19 protein-coding genes and 1 pseudogene are annotated in these 21008 nt (G+C 42.8%); 3 read left to right on the top strand and 17 right to left on the bottom strand.

Translation table 11 applies throughout. The annotated features are described in order from the left end of the window. Window positions 1–28: 28 nt before the first annotated feature. Window positions 29–1354 (bottom strand): class I SAM-dependent methyltransferase, encoded by a 1326-nt coding sequence (locus DESOR_RS13975; protein WP_014185236.1) that lies wholly within the window; start codon window positions 1352–1354, stop codon window positions 29–31. A 229-nt stretch (window positions 1355–1583) separates the two neighbouring features. Continuing rightward, window positions 1584–2183, bottom strand: coding sequence for a hypothetical protein (locus tag DESOR_RS28100; RefSeq protein ID WP_014185235.1), 600 nt, complete (start codon window positions 2181–2183; stop codon window positions 1584–1586). 248 nt (window positions 2184–2431) lie between these two features. On the opposite strand from DESOR_RS28100, the gene yaaA reads away from it, so the two are divergent. Both yaaA and bcp read left to right on the top strand, forming a co-directional pair. Beyond that, window positions 2432–3202, top strand: a complete 771-nt coding sequence (gene yaaA / locus DESOR_RS13965; protein ID WP_014185234.1) for a peroxide stress protein YaaA — start codon at window positions 2432–2434, stop codon at window positions 3200–3202. Beyond that, window positions 3186–3653: a thioredoxin-dependent thiol peroxidase gene (gene bcp, locus DESOR_RS13960; RefSeq protein WP_014185233.1), complete on the top strand. Its 468-nt coding sequence runs from the start codon at window positions 3186–3188 to the stop codon at window positions 3651–3653. The genes yaaA and bcp overlap by 17 nt, the downstream gene beginning before the upstream one ends. A 10-nt stretch (window positions 3654–3663) precedes the next feature. On the opposite strand, the gene DESOR_RS13955 is transcribed toward bcp, so the two are convergent. The 6 genes from DESOR_RS13955 to DESOR_RS13930 form a co-directional block, all read right to left on the bottom strand. Next, window positions 3664–4590, bottom strand: coding sequence for a DUF1848 domain-containing protein (locus DESOR_RS13955; protein ID WP_014185232.1), 927 nt, complete (start codon window positions 4588–4590; stop codon window positions 3664–3666). Window positions 4591–4914: 324 nt separating this feature from the next. Further along, a complete protein-coding gene (locus DESOR_RS29895) occupies window positions 4915–5124 on the bottom strand; it encodes a hypothetical protein (protein WP_014185231.1) in 210 nt (69 codons plus the stop codon). Between the two features lie 171 nt (window positions 5125–5295). After that, the gene (locus DESOR_RS13945) at window positions 5296–6579 is read right to left on the bottom strand and encodes a CaiB/BaiF CoA transferase family protein (protein ID WP_014185230.1); all 1284 of its coding nucleotides are present in this window, start codon (window positions 6577–6579) and stop codon (window positions 5296–5298) included. Window positions 6580–6716: 137 nt separating this feature from the next. Further along, complete coding sequence (locus tag DESOR_RS13940; RefSeq protein ID WP_014185229.1) at window positions 6717–6980, bottom strand: hypothetical protein; 264 nt, start codon at window positions 6978–6980, stop codon at window positions 6717–6719. After that, window positions 6977–8419, bottom strand: a complete 1443-nt coding sequence (locus DESOR_RS13935; RefSeq protein ID WP_014185228.1) for a sigma-54 interaction domain-containing protein — start codon at window positions 8417–8419, stop codon at window positions 6977–6979. The genes DESOR_RS13940 and DESOR_RS13935 overlap by 4 nt, the downstream gene beginning before the upstream one ends. Window positions 8420–8620: 201 nt before the next feature. After that, window positions 8621–9142 (bottom strand): PaaI family thioesterase, encoded by a 522-nt coding sequence (locus DESOR_RS13930; protein ID WP_014185227.1) that lies wholly within the window; start codon window positions 9140–9142, stop codon window positions 8621–8623. 122 nt (window positions 9143–9264) lie between these two features. On the opposite strand from DESOR_RS13930, the pseudogene DESOR_RS31005 reads away from it, so the two are divergent. After that, a pseudogene (locus DESOR_RS31005) lies at window positions 9265–9378 on the top strand (methyl-accepting chemotaxis protein); the annotation flags it as partial. Window positions 9379–9579: 201 nt separating this feature from the next. Here the strand turns inward: DESOR_RS31005 and xylB are convergent. The 9 genes from xylB to DESOR_RS13885 form a co-directional block, all read right to left on the bottom strand. Further along, the gene (xylB, locus tag DESOR_RS13925) at window positions 9580–11109 is read right to left on the bottom strand and encodes a xylulokinase (RefSeq protein WP_014185226.1); all 1530 of its coding nucleotides are present in this window, start codon (window positions 11107–11109) and stop codon (window positions 9580–9582) included. Between the two features lie 48 nt (window positions 11110–11157). Continuing rightward, window positions 11158–12198 carry an NAD(P)-dependent alcohol dehydrogenase gene (locus tag DESOR_RS13920; RefSeq protein ID WP_014185225.1) on the bottom strand — a complete coding sequence of 347 codons (1041 nt, stop codon included), beginning with the start codon at window positions 12196–12198 and terminating at the stop codon, window positions 11158–11160. Window positions 12199–12332: 134 nt separating this feature from the next. Then, window positions 12333–13316 carry a sugar ABC transporter substrate-binding protein gene (locus DESOR_RS13915; protein ID WP_014185224.1) on the bottom strand — a complete coding sequence of 328 codons (984 nt, stop codon included), beginning with the start codon at window positions 13314–13316 and terminating at the stop codon, window positions 12333–12335. Between the two features lie 123 nt (window positions 13317–13439). Further along, window positions 13440–14432, bottom strand: a complete 993-nt coding sequence (locus DESOR_RS13910; protein ID WP_014185223.1) for an ABC transporter permease — start codon at window positions 14430–14432, stop codon at window positions 13440–13442. A gap of 1 nt (window position 14433) precedes the next feature. After that, complete coding sequence (locus DESOR_RS13905; RefSeq protein ID WP_014185222.1) at window positions 14434–15945, bottom strand: sugar ABC transporter ATP-binding protein; 1512 nt, start codon at window positions 15943–15945, stop codon at window positions 14434–14436. A gap of 319 nt (window positions 15946–16264) precedes the next feature. Beyond that, window positions 16265–17389 carry an ROK family transcriptional regulator gene (locus DESOR_RS13900; RefSeq protein WP_042332276.1) on the bottom strand — a complete coding sequence of 375 codons (1125 nt, stop codon included), beginning with the start codon at window positions 17387–17389 and terminating at the stop codon, window positions 16265–16267. A 47-nt stretch (window positions 17390–17436) separates the two neighbouring features. Further along, window positions 17437–18708: a polysaccharide deacetylase family protein gene (locus DESOR_RS13895; protein ID WP_014185220.1), complete on the bottom strand. Its 1272-nt coding sequence runs from the start codon at window positions 18706–18708 to the stop codon at window positions 17437–17439. Window positions 18709–18736: 28 nt separating this feature from the next. Continuing rightward, window positions 18737–19399 carry a TVP38/TMEM64 family protein gene (locus tag DESOR_RS13890; RefSeq protein ID WP_014185219.1) on the bottom strand — a complete coding sequence of 221 codons (663 nt, stop codon included), beginning with the start codon at window positions 19397–19399 and terminating at the stop codon, window positions 18737–18739. A 9-nt stretch (window positions 19400–19408) separates the two neighbouring features. Beyond that, a complete protein-coding gene (locus DESOR_RS13885) occupies window positions 19409–20575 on the bottom strand; it encodes a UDP-N-acetylglucosamine--LPS N-acetylglucosamine transferase (protein ID WP_014185218.1) in 1167 nt (388 codons plus the stop codon). Between the last annotated feature and the right edge of the window lie 433 nt (window positions 20576–21008).

Here is a 21008-nt window from a genome sequence, read left to right as displayed (position 1 = left end):
CCCATACTCTTATCATTAAAGCCTTGACCTATTTTCTGCCGGTGAAGGCATACCAGTTTTCCCGCTGGCTGTTGAGCAAATGACAGCCCGGCAGATGCTTGATTTCAACCTGATTCCAGCCGCAGGCTTTAAACATCCCTAAGATTTCTTCATTATCCCCATTGCCCCAGGGAAGTGCCCGGGCGTTAATGTTTTGGCGGTAATCCTCGATATTTTCACAGCGGATGCCGGTCCCCGGCTCCAGCTCATTGATGGCAATAAGCCGGCCTCCGTTTTTCAAGACACGCCGCCACTCCTGAAGGGCGGCCGCCGGCTCGGTGAGGGTCCATAAAAGCCGCGAGCTTATGACCACATCAAAGGATTGGCCGGCAAAGGGCAAGTCCAGAGCGTTGGCATATTTATACCGGACCTTATTATCCTGCTCTTTGGCGTGTTCCATAGCGATGCGCATCATGCCCTCAGACAAGTCCACTCCCAGGACATCCTGATAGCCCATACTGCCCAGTATGTTTGCCAAAATTCCGGTTCCCGTACCTACATCCAGGATTTTGAGCCCTTGACTATGACCAATCAGCTCTCTCAAGACCTCCTGCCAGGTCTCTTTGTCGGCCACCTCGTGAGTTTCTTCATAGTCCCCGGTGCTTTTGTCCCAAAATGCCGCCATACCGTCCTCTTCAATCTGTCTCGGGAATACCGGCTTGGTTCCCATGAGTACAAACCAGGGCTCGTAATCATAGCCAGGACGGGTTAAGCCGGGAAGCTTTTCAATCTGCACATCCACAAATCCGTTTCTGGTCAACAAGTCCATCAGCTCATCCATACGGGCGGTTTTAACCAACAAGTGTTTGTCTACTTCTTCATTTTCGTAAATGCTTTCTTTTTTTGAGGTCAGACCCACCCCTTCCTTCATTCTGTTAAAGCAAAAAATCTTCCCCCCCGGTTTAACTACGCGAAACCATTCTTGGATGGAGATATCCGGCTCAACAATGGTCCAGATCAGCCGGGCATTAATGATATAATCAGCGGTATTGTCCATAAAGGGGAGATCCAGGACGCTTCCTTTCATATATACGGCATTTGAACCTACGGTTTTGGCATGGCGAAGGGCATAACTCATCATTTCCTGGGAGATATCAATGCCTAGGCTGGGATAGCCCAGCCGGGCAGTTAAGTTGGCCAGAAAACCTGTTCCGGTACCCAGGTCTAAAACGCTTTTACTTTTATCAGGTCCCAGAAGCTTTTCTAAAGAGCAGCTCCAGGCATTGAGGTCTTCGGTATCGTGTTCCTTATCAAAAACCGATGATCTTTCATCCCAATATGCTCCTATCTTTTCTATGACGCTCTCAGTTTCCACGTTTTACCCCCTCTTCACAATCGGATGCTTTCAAATCTCTGTTTAATTCTGCCCTCCCTCCAACAAACAAAAAAGACCACAAAGCTGACTCTTTTGAGTCAAACCTCCATGGTCTTTGCAGTACCTTCGTAGTTCTGCTTTAAATGAAATTCTATAATCCAATTCTACACAAACATACAAATTCCTGCCTTATCTGGAAAAAATAATTAAATTTTCTAGGTTTTTCAGTTCACATGCCAATACATAGCCACAAGGGTGGTGTTAGTGACCTCATGTACAATCCCGTCATCCGCAACGCTTTCGAGATACTCTCTAATCTTTTCGCTGTCACCGTTTGAAAGCTCATGGGTGGAAGAAATACGAAATCCGTTGCTGTCGCTTCCGCGCCCATAGCCTCAAGAACGAAAGAGAATCTTCCTCCGCCACAGCCTACGTCCAGCGTTCTGCTTCCTTTGCCAACCATATTCTCCTGCTGGATTATCCGCATAGCGATACTGTTTTCCGTTGTGGGCAGTTCCTTCTCGGAAAATCTCTCTGCCTTGCTGTTCCACCACTTTATCCCCACTTTCAGATTGCGGAGATTCGGCTTCCACAATTCCTTAATATTTACTATGTCCATTTTAATCCATCCCTCTCTGCATTTGTGAAAGTGAACGAAAAATAAGAAGACCACAAAGCAGGCTCTGCCAAGCCAAACCTCCATGGTCTTCTGCAAACTTTCATAGTTTTGCTTTACAATATTAACTAGTATTTTACAGCAGAATTCTACTATACCATTCAGAATTCCTGCTTGAGATTTGGTATCTGTAATAATTTCTAAAAATTTCATTGGCACTGTACAACTTCAATATTCGGAAACCTTATTTCAATCAGGATTACTCTTTTTCGTAAAAGAGCCATTAGCAATTTGGTTAGCGCCCGAAAATGTCTTCGCAAATACCTTCACGGCCCTGTTTCACGGCTCAGCGTTTAATAAGTACTTCCTGGGTGCCGTTAGCAATCACCGCCATTCCCTCACTGTACGCAGACCTTCAATCATGCTAAAGTAGTGAGGGAAGCAAAAAGGACGGTGACCTCGTGAGAATCATCATCTCCCCTGCCAAGAAAATGAAAACCGACAACGATAGCCTGCCCTATGAGACCGTGCCCCGTTTTACGGCTGAAGCAGAAACCTTGCTGCAGGCCCTGCGGAGTATGGACTATGCCGAGCTGAAATCCTTGTGGCGCTGCAACGATTCTATCGCCGCCCTTAATTACCAGCGTGTCCAGGAGATGGATTTGCGCAGCAATCTGACCCCGGCTCTGCTGGCCTACGAGGGCATTCAGTATCAATACATGGCTCCCAGCGTCTTTGAAGACAGTCAGTTTGCCTACATCAATGAACACCTGTGCATTCTGTCGGGGTTCTATGGAGTCCTGCGTCCCTTCGACGGGGTGACCCCCTACCGTTTGGAAATGCAGGCCAAACTCTCAGCCGCCGGGTGTAAAGACCTCTATGCTTTCTGGGGCAGCAAGCTGGCGCAGCTCCTCTCAGCCGAAACAGATGTTATCATAAACCTGGCTTCCAAAGAATACAGCAAAGCCGTTTCCCTTCATTTACCCAAGTCAGTGCGTTTTCTCACCTGTTTTTTCGGAGAATGGAAAGAAGGCAAGATTATTGAAAAGGGTACTATGTGCAAGATGGCCCGGGGTGAGATGGTCCGCTGGCTGGCCGAAAATTCCATAGCAGATCCCGATAGCCTTATAGACTTTGACCGTTTAGGGTATACATACCGCAAAGATCTTTCATCTGACAATAATTTTGTGTTTATTAAAGAAGGAGGAAACAAAGATGCTGCAAGCTGGTAGCAAAGCCCCTGATTTTACTCTGTCCGATAAGGACGGCAACAACGTCTCTCTATCAGATTTTCGAGGTAAAAAGGTGGTACTCTATTTTTATCCCAAGGACAATACGCCTGGCTGCACACGGCAGGCCTGTGCCTTCGCCGGTGCCTACGAGGCCTTCAAGAGCCAAAACGTAGTGGTAATCGGTGTCAGCAAGGACAGCACCGCTTCCCACCAGAAGTTCGCGGAAAAATACAATCTGCCCTTTATTCTCCTTTCCGACCCGGAGCTCCAAGCCATTCAGGCGTATGATGTCTGGCAGGAAAAAAAGAACTACGGCAAGGTGAGCATGGGTGTTGTTCGCTCTACCTACATTATTGATGAAGAGGGCGTAATTGAAAAAGCCATGCCCAAGGTCAAGCCCGACACCAATGCTGCGGAGATTTTAGAGTATCTGCAGAAGGAAAAAGAATAAATTTTTAATACTAAAACAGGCTAAGCTGCTGCTGCTTATTTGATTTACACTTTCTGTCCGTGATTTTTTCCTCCTCGGCTATTGAGCCGCAAAGGATGTCACTGTCTGGCTGGCGGGAGTTATAACGCTCCAGGGCGATAGACTGACTGTCATTAGCGTAACAGTAAACACAACCGTTGGGGCAGGTGTTATAGACCCCAATATCAATGCTTTCTATACAACCACAGCCCTGACGCTGGTTTTTATCAGGCGAAATATCCAAACTGCAGCCGCAAACTCTTTCCAGCACAGCTTTATCAATACAGCTGGCCTTTTGAATTCCATAGGGTGTCAGGTCGGTTTTTTCACAACAAGCCTTTGGAGTTAGTCCCCAGGCCTTGGCGGTTTCCCCAATAAAGCCGGCAAGCTCAGCTTTCTCTTCACAGGTAATTGCACGGATCAGCGGGGTTTTTAGTTTTCGATAGGTTTGTACAAAGCTGATAGTCACACTTTCGGTAAAAGGTGCAAGTTTTTGGCAAAGCCGTTCAAATTGTACTTTATGATAATCAATGGTTAACCTGTCGTTGAGCACAATCGGGTCATATCGCCACATCACACGCTCTTTGCCAATTAGTTGGGAAAGCTCAATAAAGGTGTCCTCAATCCTTAGCTTATCCTGCAGGTTTTGTTCCAGTGTGCGGTCGTAAGGTGTCAGCGTATGCTGAAAATAGTATTTGAATCCCATCTCATCAATGAGTTTGAGAGACCTGAGGATATTTTCAGCATCCTTTGTCCAGAATACAAGGCAGTCTACCAGCTCAGGATTAAGGGGCAGGCGGGAAATCTGTGCCTTGTTCATCGGGTTTCTGGTAATTACAAATCCCTCTTTCAAGCGGTTTATCAGCCATTCTGTATAGTAACATGGGATATCCGTGCGCCGGGACACTGAAACTATCATTAAACATCACTCCAATCATGACCCTGTTGACTCCAGTTTTAAAAATGCCGATTATTGAAAGAGATGAAATCCTTACTTTAGGAATAGATACATTCCCACAATAACCATACTTAGGACTCTAATAATTAATACAAGGCACTTTTCAGGCCTCCACCGTTTATTCAGCTATAATCATTCTAGGAGGATATTTCCTAAAATTCAACGCAGTATTTTACAGCAAGCCCTCAATCCATCTCTCCCTGCCTTTCAATCCTCTAACAACTTTGCTATGCCTTGAGGCAAATTCAAGAAAATCCCCTGAGAGAAGCGGAGGGGGATCGCCGTCTACTCCAAGCCCATTATAGGAAAAACTTTAAAATCGCCGAATCCCACGTATACAAAGGGATCCGGCGATTTTTTATTTCTTTGGCAATGGTAATTGTGCATAGTATTCGCCGCAGCAAATTCCTCTCCGAAGCTCACCGAGCCTTTGTTGCTTTCAATGAATGTACTGATGTCGGCCAGCCAATTCTTATTGACTTGCCCTTTAGCCATGGTGAATTTCCTTCCAAACAAATCCAGCGCCTGAATATAGTATGTACCTTCCCAAATCGCTGAAATTTTTCATCTCTCTCCAGAGATTCAACCTCGTATTCTTTGATATAATCGTAGCCGCCGTGAATCTGAATAGCAGAAGACTCCTTTATATTCATTCAGCTCTCACCATTAATCAATTAAATTCCGGCCTTTTAACTGCTCAATTTCACCTGCGCTATAGCCCAGGAGATCCCGCAAAATCATTTCGGTGTCCTGCCCGAGGCGTGGAGCTCCCCGCCAAACAGCACCGGGGGTCTCACTTAAAATCGGCTTTACGCCCATAATCTTTATGTCTCTTGCCAACGTTTCGTCTTTAACCTGAATAAAGGTATTTCTCTGAATCCAATGGGGATCATTACAGACCTCATCGACAGATTTTACAATTCCGGCCGGAACTTTGGCTTTTACCATTATTTGCTTAAGTTCATCCGCCGTGTGCTGGGCTGCAAAAGCCGCGGTCCGGCGGGACAGCTCCACGCCTTTGGGGCTGGCTACCGCCTGGGGGGAGGCTCCGCATTCAAGATAGGGAAATTCCTCAGGGTCCAAACCGAAAGCCCGCAGTGCCCGGTCATAGACGATTGGTCCAAAAGCTCCGATATTAATCCAGCGCCTGTCTTTGCAGGTAAAGAGTTCCGCAGGCTGAAAGACCGGCAGTTTACAGCCAAAACGGTTTTTCAGCTGACCGCTGTTCAGCCACGCCGAGAAGCAATCGTCCATTTGGCGCATGATAGCTTCCACCATACTAATGTCAATACTTTGCCCTTTCCCGGTTCTCCCTACGTGGTGCAGCGCCATCATAATTCCGAGAGCGGTATAAAGACCCGTTGTGTAATCGGTCATAAACTGGGTGGCCCAGACGGGAGGACGGTCGGGATAGCCATTTAACAATAAATAACCGGATTCCGCCTGGGCAACAGGATCATAGCCCCCTTGATTGCATACTTCCGGAAGTCCGCCAAACTGCGGCCGGCCATAGCCGCTGATGTGGGCTATGATTAATTTGGGATTGACTTCCATCAACATCTCATCACTGATACCTAATTTGTCAAGCCAGACCAGGTTTTCAATCCAAACATCTGAGTTTTTAATCAAGGACAGGAAGATTTCCTTGGATTCAGGAATTTTCATATTGGTGTTAAGGGTAAAGCTCAAGCGGTTACGGGCATTTTGGGCCCAGGTGCAGCTTACATCCTTATCCCCATCAGTAATCCCCGGACGCTGGGTGCGCAGGGCATCTCCCAAACGCGGCAGTTCAATCTGAATCACTTCGGCGCCGAAATCACTGAGCATAGTGGCTGCAAAGGGAGCCGCGGCCACACTCCCGTTCAATAAAACTCTCAGTCCGCTTAGCGGCCCATAGGCTGGGATAAACACAGGCGCTGGTTTCTTCTCCACATTTCTCCATCGTTCCATTGTCGTTCCTCTCCCGTCTTTTATAATATTTCCCTTACTCTGTTCGCAACTTTCATACCAACTTCCCCTGCCCTTTATAAATTGTCGGAGACCATGACTATGACTTTTTTGTGCTTCTGAGTACATTCTCTGAAGCTCTAAAAAGGCGCTATGGCAACTTCAATGGACTTTTTTTGCAACGGATCAGGTTGTTTTACAACGACAAATTGTATTTTTTCTGCAACTTCCAAATCTGAGACATTTCTCGCCACGCTTCTGCCGGAAGACACCATCAGAGGTTCATTCCTGTGGACGAAGCTGCCCTGGCTTTTGGGGTCTATGAATTCTTCAGAGTGGTTTTTTGGGTATAAAAAAGCCCTCCTCCGCCAAAGCGAAGGAGGAATTATCTCTTCAACCATCATATGGATAGCTTGGTCTTCCGGTACAACACCGTTCGATGGATGCCCAGCAAACGGGATGCTTCACCCACTTTGCCATTGCATTCATTTAATACTTCGTTTATATATTCGGCTTCAACTTTTTTCAAGACGCTTTTTAATGTTCCCTTATAGGCTCCACCGGCCTTATCCTCCCTGCTTGGAGAAGCCAAACCGGCGGCAGAGCTGTCCGCCGCTTCAAATTTAACCTTTATGCCATCCTGGGTTGAAGTAATATATTCTCTCTCGATGACATTGCGCAATTCTCTGATATTGCCGGGCCAGTTATAGTTTAAGAGCACCCGCAGGGTATGAGGAGGGATGACTTTATGCAGGCCGTATTTGGCATTCAATTCTCCTAAAAACTTTTGGGCCAGCGCCCCTATGTCTTCTTTGCGTTCCCTAAGGGGCGGCAGGGTAAAGGGGATGACATTCAGCCGGTAGAATAAATCGCTTCTGAACTGTTCCTGGTCAACTTTATGTCTCAGATCTTTATTGGTAGCGACAATGAGGCGAACATCAATCCGTTCTGTTTTGATACTTCCTATTCTTTGTATCTCGCCTGTTTCTAAAACCCTTAATAGTTTGGACTGCATTTCCAAAGGCAATTCTCCGATTTCATCTAAAAATAGCGTCCCGTGATTGGCAATTTCAAACAAACCCATTTTTCCTTGAGGGTTGGCTCCGGTAAACGCCCCTTTAACATAACCGAAAAATTCGGACTCAAACAGCTTTTGCGGAATTGCCGCACAATTAACGGGAATAAAGGGCCTTTGGACGCGACGGCTGTTATGATGAATATACCTGGCTAAAACTTCTTTGCCTGTACCTGTCTCCCCGTACAAGGAGACTGTACTTTCTGTTTTGGCAACGATATCGGCAGTTTCCAGTATTTTTTTCATTTGGGGACTTTCAGATATGACGGCATTATCCGAATTGGCCACTTTTCCCAAATATTCTACTGCCATTTTGTAGCGTTCAGTTTCGTTTTTTTCTCTCTTCAGTTCTTCGCTATATTTTTCAACAATATCCTTATCCCGAATATTTGTGACAATCATGATAATTTGACAATTATCATCCTTTACCGGGGTGCTGGTAACCATTATTTCACTGCCATTGATAGTCTTTATTAATCCCGTCACGGTTGAACCTGTCTCCAGCGCCTTTAACGTCGGAGACCAATTATATATACCGGCTTTAATGAAATCCCGCACATTTTTACCCACCAGTTCCTGGGGCTTCAGTCCCAAAGTCCTGTAAGCCATAGAAAAGGAATCGGTACTCACAATACAATTTCCATATTTATCGGTCACAAAGATTGGGTCATGTGAACAATTCATGATTTGCTGCAAACTTTCTATGCTAAGTTTATTCTCCGTCTGTGGTTTAACAAGAATATTCGGATAATTCTTGGTTCTACCCAAAATTGCCTCACCGCCTTAGATTTAGAAGTTACTAGTCTGAGCTAAAGTACCGTATAACAATTATAATGTTAAAATTTTCAGAAATATATAATAATTATTTTGCCCAGCCATAATAGTTTCTAATGCTATGTAAGAATGGCTATCTTCCCACTGCAAGATCCGCGTCGGTAATCACTTCGACAACCGTACTTATGAGGCAACTCAATTTACTTTGAAAATCAGGCATGTGCTCACGCCATGAGCATATAATTCATCATTTATGCCCTTTATGCGCCCTTCAACAGTAGCTAATTTTCTTCCGATATGGATAATCTTGGCCTCACAGCGCACCAGTTTGCTTTCGGCACTGACTGGCTTGATAAAATTCACCTTAATCTCAACCGTGGAACAGGTTATGTGCTGCGGAAGCGTTGTAATCACTGCAGCGGTCATTGTTGTATCCAACAGCGTGGAAAGAATTCCTCCATGAACGGTGGCAAAAGGATTATAGTGGTGCTCTCCAGGCTGAAGTTCAAATGCAGCAAAGCCATGGTCTACTTCTTTAATCTGATACCCGATCAATTTTGCAGCCGGCGGCGGACTAATTTTCCCGTCCCTTATGCTTCTCAGATAATACAGTCCGGAAAGAGATGACACCGCATCTCTTTTGTTTATTTGAGGATCATCCCAGACGATGGTCTTTTTTCTTTTCATGCCTCTTCCTGAGTCATCCAGATTATCCATCTAAGACACCTGCTTTTTAATAGTATTTTAGACTAAAGTATCATGGGGACGGTTAATTGTCTAGTATTTTCAGAATTTAGGAGCCTCCATTGCCAATATTCGGCTAAAGGGCAATAGCCCACGTCAAAGATTTGGAACGCAGAACCTCAGAAATCTCCAAGCTGATTAATATCATTAAATCCATAGCTGTACAGACCAATCTTTTAGCTTTAAATGCCGCTATCGAATCTGCCAGGGTTTCGCTGGAGTGGCTGAAGAGTCAATGCCTCTATTCAGCGAGTTGCCTCAATTGCTGAGGAAACATCGGCAGGTATTGAAGAAACGGTGATTTTACATTAAAAGACAACGGTTTACCCGCTGTCTTTTAATGTTAGAATCCTCTACAATTATAATCCTGCGAGATACCAGTTAAATTACAAAAGCCAACTCTCCTGGTCTTATTTTGGGAGTCTGGACAAATATTTAAAGGACTCCTGTAAATCAACGTACAATTTTTTATAAAGCTGATAATATTCCTCATAGGTCTTTTGAGCAGCAGGATTAGGATGTTGAATGCTATTCTTAATGACCAAATTGTCACAGGCATCTTCTACTGATGTATAGACTCCTGCTCCAACTCCTGCAAGTATAGCTGCACCAAAAGCAGGTCCTTCATCCGCTTTGATGGTGCTGACAGGACAATTGTACATATCTGCAAGCATTTGTCTCCAAAGGGGACTTCTTCCTCCCCCTCCACAGGCTATCATATCCTGGACATTGACTTGCATTTCTTTAAAGACATCAACACATTCCCGTTGAGAATAGGCAACTCCCTCCATGACTGCACGAATCATGTTGCCTCGATTATGGGAAGCCGACAAGCCGAAGAATACCCCGCGACAGTAAGGGTCCGGATGTGGGGATCTTTCCCCCATCAAATAAGGCAGATAAACCAGACCGCCTGCTCCAGGCTTCACTTGTTCAGCCAGGGTATTCATCACAACATAAGGGTCAACTCCGAGGTTTTCTGCCTCTTTGATTTCCTCAAGACAGCAGGTATCCCGTAACCATTTCAAGGACAAGCCAGCCCCTAAGGTGCAGCTCATAACCGTCCATTTCCCTGGCACTGCACTGCAAAATGTATGAACCCTGCCCTGAATGTCTATGGAAACATCATTAGAGATGGCATAAATTACGCCGGAGGTACCAATGGTGGTAAAAGCATTGCCTGACCTTACCACCCCTGTACCCACCGCAGCAGCAGAATTGTCGGCGGCACCGCCCACCACGATTGTTCCCTCACGCAGTCCTGTTAACTCAGCGGCCCTTTGGTGTACTTGACCTGTAATATCCGGTGACTCGTAGAGCTTACCCAGCATGGACTTGGTAATGTTAAACTTCGACAGTATTTCATCAGACCAACGCCGTTGAGGAATATCCATGAGCTGCATCCCTGAGGCATCAGACATTTCTGTAGCGAATTCACCCGTCAGCATATAGCGGATATAATCCTTGGGAAGCAAAATATGAGCACATTTTTCATATAGTTCAGGTTCATGATTCTGAACCCAAAGTATTTTGGAAGCCGTAAACCCAGTCAGTGCAGGATTGGCCGTAATTTCAATGAGTCTTCGTTCCCCAACCAGTTCATTCATCTGTTGGCATTCGTCAGCTGTTCTCTGATCACACCAAATGATTGATTTTCTTAAAACAATTCCATCCCTATCAAGCATTACAAGCCCATGCATCTGTCCGGAAAGACCTATTCCGGCAATCTCAGAAGCATCTATTCCACTCGCAGTGATTACATATTTAATGCCGTCACAGGTGGCATTCCACCAATCAGAAGGGTCTTGCTCTGCCCAACCATTGGCCGGTTGATATAGCGGGTATTCAATGGTTTTAGCACAGATTGGATTCCCGGCAAGATCAAACAACACAGTTTTTGTACCCGAAGTTCCCAGATCAACGCCAAGCAAATATTGCATCGTCTACCCCTCCTGTTTAACAAGTCCATAAATATTGGTTCCATTGACTTAACCTATTTTTATAACCCCTTTTACAACCTCTTGTTTATGGTTAATTACAAAGTCAAAGGCACTGGCAACGTCATCAAAATCGAATTCATGGGTAATAATGCTGGAGATATCAATAATACCTTTGGCAATGGCATTAATCGCTTGAGGATAAATATTTCTGTAACGGAAGACGGATTTGATCTCGGCTTCTTTCGCTAAGATTTTGGCAAAGTTATACTCAATAATGTCCTGAGGTGCCATGCCAACCAGAACGATACGCCCGCCATTTTTAATGACATAGGGGGTTTGGGCTATGGTTTGGGCAGAGCCTGCTGTCTCAATGACAACATCCACGCCTTTGTTATTCGTAAGTTTATCGATTTCTGCTAAAACATCCACTTCTGCAGCATTCAAGACCGTCGTTGCACCCAGCTTTTTAGCGTATTCCAGCCTCTTGGGAATAACGTCAACAACAGTAATATCCGTTGCCCCGAAGGCCTTACAGGCTAAAAGAGTAACCAGACCTATGGTACCTGAGCCCAGGATCACCACTGAATCTCCCAACTTAACATTGCCTTGCTTCGCAGCATGCATACCAACGGCTAAAGGCTCGACGAGAGCACCTTCTTTGGTTGAGATCGTCTCCGGCAGCTTAAAAGCCATGTTTTCCGGAAAGGCAATGTAGTTCATTAAGCAGCCATGATAGGGTGGTGTGGCTAAAAATTCTACATCCGGGCAAAGATTATATCGGCCCGTCTTGCAAAATTCACATTGCCCACAAGTTATTCCCGGTTCTAAGGCTACTCTATCCCCCACCTTGAGTTTTTCTACGCCTGATCCGACGGCTTCAATGGTTCCCGCACATTCATGACCTAATATAAAATCACCATTAACAATGAAATCCCCGATTTTGCCATGTTCCAAATAATGAACGTCGGAGCCACAAATTCCCACATATTCCAGTTTGACAAGAACCTCTTTTTCCTTCGGTACAGGAACTTCAATCTCACGGATTTCCATTTTATTGAGACCTGTCATATAGGCCGCTCTGTTTTTCATTGAATACCCTCCTTGAGTTAAACGAATAAGTTAAAAATGGTGCAAGCATATAAGCGATTATCGGCGTAATGTTATGAACAGGACATTCATCCCTGAGGAAGAATGTCCTGCGAACTCCAGAGAGTTAAATGGGATTATTTAATTGTTCCGGATTTTTTCAGAACTTCAATATATTCATCTACATTATCCTTATTAACAAGGGGATTGCCGATATCTGTGTTAATCTCTTTTTCTTGGCCGGTTAACAGCTTGTTACTGGCATCGAGGAGTTTCTCGGCAAGTTCATTGGCATTCTGTAAGCAAGTAGAGGTCATTTTACCATCTTTAATGAGGTATAATGCTTCGGCAGTACCATCAACACCATAGGCAAGCATATCTTTGTACTTTGGATTATCTTTTACAACTTCCAGAGCACCGGCAGCCATGTTGTCATTCATAGCTATTACAGCATCAATCTTATCGTTCGCTTGAACCCAGTCTTCCATGTACTTCATAGCTTCATCTTTGTTCCAGTTAGCAATTTGTTCGCCTACGATTTGAACATCCGGGCGTTTGTCAAAGAACTCTTTTTGCCAGCTGGCACGACGCTCATCAGCATGGAAGTTACCGGAAGGTCCTTTTAAGACAACGACTTTGGCGTTTTGAGGAACCTGAGTTAAGGCAGCCCGGGCATTAACGGCTGCTTGCTCGTAAGGCTGAGCATCCACTGAGGATGCACCTTCAATACCGGCGATCCGTGCGTTAGTAGTAATGGCGTAGATACCAGCTTGAACAACTTTTTCAACGTATGGTCTTTGAGATTCACCGCTATTAGGTTGAACGATAATCAAATCAAATTTATTGGTAATAGCATTTTCAATCATGGAGTTTTCTTTATCATCGTTTGCCTGACCATCAAATACCTCCAGTTTGATGTTGGGATATTTTGTTGCTTCATCTTTGACTGCATTGGCAAGCCAAGCTGCAAAGGAGTCGGATTGAGCTCGGGCAATATAAGCAACCTTGTATGTTTTCTCGCCGCTGGCTGAACCACTCTCAGCCGGTTTATTTGATGAACATCCGACTAATAAAGTCCCCATTAATAACACTGAAACTAGTCCTAACAGTTTTTTCTTCATCTGTTCCCATCCCTCTTTCTAGTTATATATATCTTTAAACAGTAAGGCTTATCTAATCCTTGTCAAAGTCTTTCTAAAGAATTACGAATCTTTTATTATTAAACAAGCCTTAAACTGATGTTTTTATTTTTTACTCACTGCCGGCTCTTTTTCTTTGACCAACATGCTGTTTGACCGGCGGTTCCTTGAACGAATATCGTAGATAACTGCCAGAGCGATAATTACGCCCCGTACTATCTGTTGCATATACGAATCAACATTGTTTAAGTTCATAATGTTATCTAAAAACCCAACAATAAATGCACCAGCCAGGGTTCCGCCGACAGTACCGATACCGCCAGAAAAGCTGGTACCTCCGATAATTGCTGCTGTTAAAGCTGTAAATTCATAATTGATTGCGCCATTAGGAAGACCTGCATTGACACGGGACATAAAGAGAACCCCGGCAATCCCTACAAAAATTCCGTTAATGATAAATGCAGTATACTTGACTTTATGGACGTTAATTCCAGAGGCAATAGCAGCTTCTTCATTACCTCCCACAGCATAAAGAGAACGGCCAAAGCGCGTGTGATTCAACAAATACCAGGTCAGTATGGCAATGGCAATCAGAAAGATAATAGGAATAGGTACCACTCCGATGGAGCCTTGCCCTAACTTAACAAAATTTCCTAACTGGAGAATATTCTGTCCTTTCGTGTATAGGAGTGCTGCGCCTCGAGCCACTGTAAGCATAGCTAAGGTGGCAATAAAAGGAGGTGCTTTAAATGTACTGATCATTAAGGCGTTTAAGGCATTACATATAATTCCGGTTAAAACACCTACCGCAACGGCTAACAACAAGGAGCCGGTTGCTTTATAAGTAGATACTGCAAATACTCCGGCAAGTGCCAGTACAGATCCAGATGACAAGTCCAGCATGCCGCTGATGATGAGCATAGTTGCACCCAGGGCCAGAATAGTTGTTACCGACAACTGGCGTGAAATGTTCGTCAGATTGTTGATTGACAAAAAATTAGGGTTGGCAAAAGAACAAATAACAAATAAACCTACCAGAATCAAATAAATGCTGTATTTCTTTTTCGCGGTACTCCAAAAGCTATTTTTTAGTTTCATTTCAGTTCACCCCCTCTGATGTTAAAGTTCCTGTAGCATATTTCATAATCAACTCTTGGGAAAAGTCTTTTCGATTTATTTCGCCAGTGATTGTCCCTTTAGCCATGACATAAATCCTGTCACACATACCAATAACTTCGGGAAGTTCTGAAGAAACAATAATGACAACTTTACCTTCTTTAGCTAACTCCGTCATAAGCTTATAGATTTCTAATTTAGCACCCACATCAATTCCCCGTGTAGGTTCGTCCAAGATTAGAATATCCGGGTTTCTTACCATCCATTTGGCTAGGACAACTTTTTGTTGATTGCCGCCGCTCAAGGTTGCAATGGGCGTATCCATAGACGGTGTTTTTATTCTCATCTTATTAAGAATATCTGAGACAAGTTTCTTTTCTAATTTCTTATGGTTTCTGCAGGCAAAGAAAACACTTTTCAAGTTGGATAAGGTTGTATTTTCCTTAACCGACCGCATAGGAATAATGCCATATCGTCGCCTGTCTTCAGATAGCATGACCATTCCATTATCGATGCTCTGTCGAACATTGGTTATGGTAACTTCTTCGCCCTTAATTTTTACAACTCCGGATGATTTAGGATCAAGCCCAAATAGAGAACGCATAACTTCCGTTCGTCCGGAACCCATAAGACCTGCAAATCCTAAAATCTCACCTTTTTTAACATGGAAATTGACATTATGAAATACTTTGGGACAATTGAAGTTTTCAACCACGAGCATATCTTCCCCAATCTCAACTTGTTCCTTGGGAAATGTCGTAGTTAGTTTACGTCCTACCATCAGGGAGATAACCGTTTCAATGTCTAATTCTTCCTTAGGATGGCTTTCTACAACCGTCCCATCTCTTAAGACTGTTATATCATCCGCGATCTGGAAAATCTCATCTAATTTATGAGAGATATAGATGATACTTACCCCTCTGGCTTTAAGCTCTCTGATCTTAACGAAAAGTTTCTCTACTTCTTTAAGGGTAATAGCTGAGGTTGGTTCATCCATTATGATAATCTCTGAGTTGTAGGAAATAGCCTTAATGATTTCCAGCATCTGAATATCTGAGATTGTAAGATCTTTCAGCGGAGTCGTGGGAGAATAAGGAAGATTTTCAGTTCGCAAGAGGTCTTGAGTTCGCTGTCTTACCTCTTTCCAATTAACATTGCCGAACCTTTTAACAGGCAGGTTCCCAAGGAATAAATTCTCTTCCACCGTCATCTCCGGTACATAACTCATCTCTTGAAATATCATTGATATCCCCAGGTTTCTCGCTTGGATAGGATTATTGATTTTAACAGGTTTTTCGTCTATGTAAATCTCACCACTATCCGGTTGATATATCCCGTTAATAATTTTCATCAAGGTTGATTTTCCTGCCCCATTTTCTCCGCACAATACATGGACAGAACCTTTTTTTACAGCGAAATCAATCCTATCAAGAGCTTTAACACCCGGGAAGGATTTCTCAATCTGTGACACGCGCAGCTTAATATTATTGTTCATTTTCTTCCCCCATGAGATTATTTATTTGATCTTTTCTCATGCTGATCCAGAAACCCGGATTTGAATCATAGTTTAAGATTCCTCATATTTCTCAACTTAAACCACTTCAAATAACAAACCATATTTTTCGTGATTTATATAAGACTTTTGTAAATATATTTTAATAAGTCTCTAAAATTATATCCCTTTTCTCGTTTCAGTGTCAACTACTGTTGATTTAGTAATGTTATACATTTCAGAATTAATCTTGTAAATAACAAACAATCATCTTGCTTGAATCATTGATATCCAGTAAAGATGATATCGTAAAAAACTGGTCTTAAATACTATTAATAAATCGTTCAACATGTTGTAAGGCTGCTCCAACGGCAGTAGCCTCCAACTTATATTTACAGACATGGAGATAACTCCCGTCAACCTCAAAAGAATTTCTTTTTGAAACTAATTCTCTTAAGAGTTCAATGTATTCATCCATATAAGCTCCCGCATATCCACCCAGAATTACATTACAGTCATAGAGCATTCTTAAATTATTGATAACTAGAACTAAATGGTTAAGATATTCTTCCCATAGAGCTTTTTGTGGTTGATGTCCTAATCTCAGAAGTCTAAAAAACTCAGCAATACTTCCATTGGTACTGTCTGAGAGGATTTTAGCTGAACAATAGACATCAACACAACCCTTCTGTCCGCAGTAACAAGTGGCGCCGTTGGGAACAATGGTCATATGTCCAAATTCGCCGCTGCGTTGGTTTTGTCCTGAAAAAACATTCTTTCCTATAATAATTGACCCGCCAACGCTATTATTAAGTGAGAGATATACCACATCTTGTACATCTTCTTCATTCCATAATTCTGCAAATCCTGCTGCATTAGCGTCATTACTTAAAATGCATGGGTAGGGTATAAATTCACAAAACGCCTCTACGCTTCCCCCTCGAAAATCAATAACAGTGGCGTAATTAACGGTTTGTTTGTCAGCTGATAATATTGCAGGCAAAGCAATACCTACACCTAAAATATTTGAATTCTCTATTGAGCACTCATTAATAAACTCCTTTACTAAGTTGCCAACTCCTTCAAAATAGGACTTGGAGTTGACAAATGGATACTTCTTGCGAACATTTTTAAGCAGCTTGCCCCTTAAATCAATTAACACAATTCCAACATGATTTCGAGTAATATCTAAGCCAATAGCGTATTTATGGTTATTATAGGTTATTGCTTTGGCCTTTCTGCCGCCTGTAGACTCAAATAAACCCGTCTCAATAATTAAATCTCTTTCTTGCAATTCTTTAATATTTTGGGTAACAGTCGGCAAACTCATATTTAAAGACTGTGCTATTTCTTGAATGGCAAGAGGCTCCCTCTTATATAAAAATTTATAAATAGCATTTCGATTCATCTTTTTTACTTCCATGCTATTTACCCTGTTGATTGCCATTATATCCCCGACTTTCATAAATGTCTTTTCGTAATGTATTTATATTATTATATTTTAAATGGATTTTCAAATTGATTTAACCATTTGCAAACGAGCTGTTCTCTGGTGATAAACACCAGTTTTGGATAGATCGTATTCATTTTTTCAGCTCTTACCTTACCCTTTGGATGATAGATTCGCATAATAGACCTCTGCAGAAAGGCTATTAAACGAGTACTGAAAGTAATGGGCACATCATTGACTTCAAATCCCAGTCTTTTAACCCCGCGATGAATTAAAGTTAAACCTAGAAATACTTTGATCTCAGCATAATTTGGATTTTGATTGATATAAGCAGCTACTTCTGCAAGAGAGGGTTTGATTTTATGCAGTGCTTTCAGAGCAATTGACTGAGTATCGGTCTCTTTACCCATAAAACGGGCATTATCAAAGTGTATTTCCCCGACTATGTCCCCCTCCTTAGCCAACAACCTCCCATCTGAAGAGTAAAGGTCCGGTCCTTTGTACCTTTTTTGAGAGAGTCTCAGGAGATTATTGGCACTTATCCTTTCAATTTTATAAAGTCTGGCAAAGCCTTTCTCCCACATTTCCCAAAATCGATAGGTTAAACGCCGTGTCATGGACCAGGTTGGAATCTCTAATTTTACAAAGGGAAGTTTTTGTTCTTCCCTGATCCGCCGGCAAAGAATCTCTAACGCCTTAAGGGTATTTCCGGGTGCCGCCTTCTCCCCGCCTGAGTCATGTAAGACAATGATAGACCCTTCCGCTGTATTCTCCAGAACGCGCTGGGCAATTTGTTCCGGTTTATGAGAAACCTTCCAATCATGGCCTTCACTTGTCCAGAGTACCGCTTTCTTATGACGTACAATCATCCAAATCCATAGGGCCAGGTTAAACGTTCCCCATGGTGGCCGTATCCATACCACAGGTTTTCCAGTAATGTGTTCAACTGTGGCAACGGCTTCATCCCACTGCCGCCAAGTTGTCCAGGGAGCTTGAAACCAGGCGTAGCGGTGCTGCAAGCTATGTACCCCAATTTCATGACCTTGTGCCAAAATTGCCTTGAGAAGGTCTGGATTTTCTTGTGCTTTTTCGCCAACCACAAAAAATGCAGCAGGAATATTATGATTCCCTAAAATGTTCAGCAATTGGGGAGTGTAGGCAGGGTCTGGCCCGTCATCAAAAGTAAGGGCAACCCCAGGAGAAAATTGTCTCTTCCAGCTTCCCAGGCCAAGACGATGGAGAAATAAATCAGGAAGAATGGTATACACAACCATAAAGAGTATGATTCCCAATAGGAGCCAAAGCCAGAAAATCATTCCTTTGTTCACCTCTATTATTAACCATTCAATTCGGTAGTTTCTTTCGATTTAACAAGTAGCTGAAACTCCAAAAAGCAACTATAGCAAGACCTCCAATCACTAACCAATACCACGTTTCTTTAGCCACGCCTAAAAATACTAAAGCAGTTCCCGCATAGTAAGGAATAATGCTGACCATCTGCGTCCAAAGATAAGGCCACAAATCCACTGAAGGGATTAAGCTGGCGATATAATTGACTGCAAATGCCGGAATAGGCAGCAGGCGGGCAATAAACAAACCAAAGGTTCCTCGCCGTTTCACCCATTGATTTACCGCTTCAAAACGCTCTTTGCTAATAATCTTTTGCAGAAGAAATTGCCCATAATGTTTAACAATAAAATAAATCAATAGGGAACCGAGGTTTGAGCCAACCCAGGCTAAAAGTGTTCCCCAAACTACACCGTAAATTTTAAGATACATTAACACCAGCCCTTCCGAGGGAATTGGTGTCATACTGAGTATGGCCATTAGACAGACAGCGAGTAGTACCCCTAACAGACCAAGGCTTTTTATCAAGGCAGACAGGGCATTGTGACGATCCAGATAGAAGAAGGCCACAATCAACAAGACAAAAATGGAACCTATCGCCAAAATAACCAAGTGTGATTTTCCAGAGCTTTGGGATTTCTTTAGAATCAGTTGTTTCATTAGTTTCTCCTAAACGGCAGTATTAGCTCCTGCAGGAAGGGCTGACGGTAACTCATAGATTAGATTAAGAATAGCCTTAACAGCACGTTCTGCTGAGTGCCCTGGAAAAGCATGTGCTGAAGACAACCTCATTTTGTCAGTAATATCCCGATTTTCAATGAGTTCTTTAACAATACTTTGCATTTCTTGCTGGGTATAAGCGATTTTCCCTGCTCCAATAGCTTCAATGTAATTTGCATTATTTTCTTCTTGCCCAGGAATAGGTTTATAAATAATCATGGGTAAATGCTTCGTCAAGGCCTCGGATACCGTTAGTCCGCCAGCTTTAGTGATTATGGCATCAGATGCTGTCATTAATACATCGATATTATCGACAAAATTAAAGCGTACAATAGGATTTCTAGCCTCTTCTAAAACAGAATCGAGGGAGTTATAAAGCCGCTGATCTTTCCCACAGACGACGATCCCCTGAATTGGTGCATCCGCGGCGGCAATATATTTGCACATCCACTTGATGTTACTGAGAACTCCATAGGCTCCGCCCATGATCAAAAAAGTAAAACGATCATTTTTGAGCCCTAAATCTTTGCGTACCTCCTGATGATTTAAGATACGATCAAAATTAGGACTCACTGGGATTCCTGTTAACTGAATAGATTTTGGGTTAATTCCTCTTTCAACAAGACCATCGCTTACTTGTGAACTGCCAACAATATACATATCCACACCGGGATGAATCCATTGACAGTGAGTCGTATAGTCAGTGATTACAGTTACTAGGGGAATATTTAGTTCTCCGCTGCTTTTAAGCTCAGCAAGCAGCCCGGAAATGGTTGGGTAAGTACAAATAATAAGATCAGGCTGTAAACTATAGACATAGTCCGTTAATTGTTTTCGGCCAATTTTATTAATAAGTCTTTGAAATATTGAATCATAGGTGAGGTTTTTAGTGCTATGGTAGAAAGTTCCCCAAAGTTTTGGGGCACACTTGATAATACTTATATAAGAACTCTTAATCATTCGGTTAACAACATTATTGTATAACCCCATGTAATCCTCATGAATGATTTCTACGGAAGGTTTTATATCCTTAAAGGCCTGAATTAGCGCTTCTGCAGCCATAATATGTCCAGCTCCAAAGCTTGCTGAAAAGACTAGAATTCGCAATGACCTCATAATTTAAACCTCCTGCATTTAGAATTTGTTTTCTATATTAGTAAAAATATACTATACAAGCCTTAAATTCACCTTAAATTTGATTAAAAAGACTTCTCAAGTAGTATGACTGAAGAGGTGAATAATATGCGTTTGACTCAAACTCAAGCACCTCTGCCACGGCTAACATAACACCAATCTAAAGAGGCTTTTCATGCATATTTTATGAACCAATTACATATTAAAAAGCCTGTTCCTGATTTGAATGCGCAGGAACAGGCTTTTTAACGTAACATTCCATATCATGCCTTAAACAAAAATTGACGCTCATTCCTGCGGCGACTTAATCATCTCACAATTATTCTTACCTGACTATGAGCCGGCAAACATGCTGCATAGTATAGCAGGGTATGATACATATTATTAAAAAATTTAATTTCTTATGGAGGGACAG

The sequence above is a fragment of the Desulfosporosinus orientis DSM 765 genome (assembly GCF_000235605.1).
Lineage (GTDB): Bacteria > Bacillota > Desulfitobacteriia > Desulfitobacteriales > Desulfitobacteriaceae > Desulfosporosinus > Desulfosporosinus orientis.
Note: the sequence above shows the minus strand (reverse complement) of the source record. Positions and strands in the feature narration are given on the sequence as shown.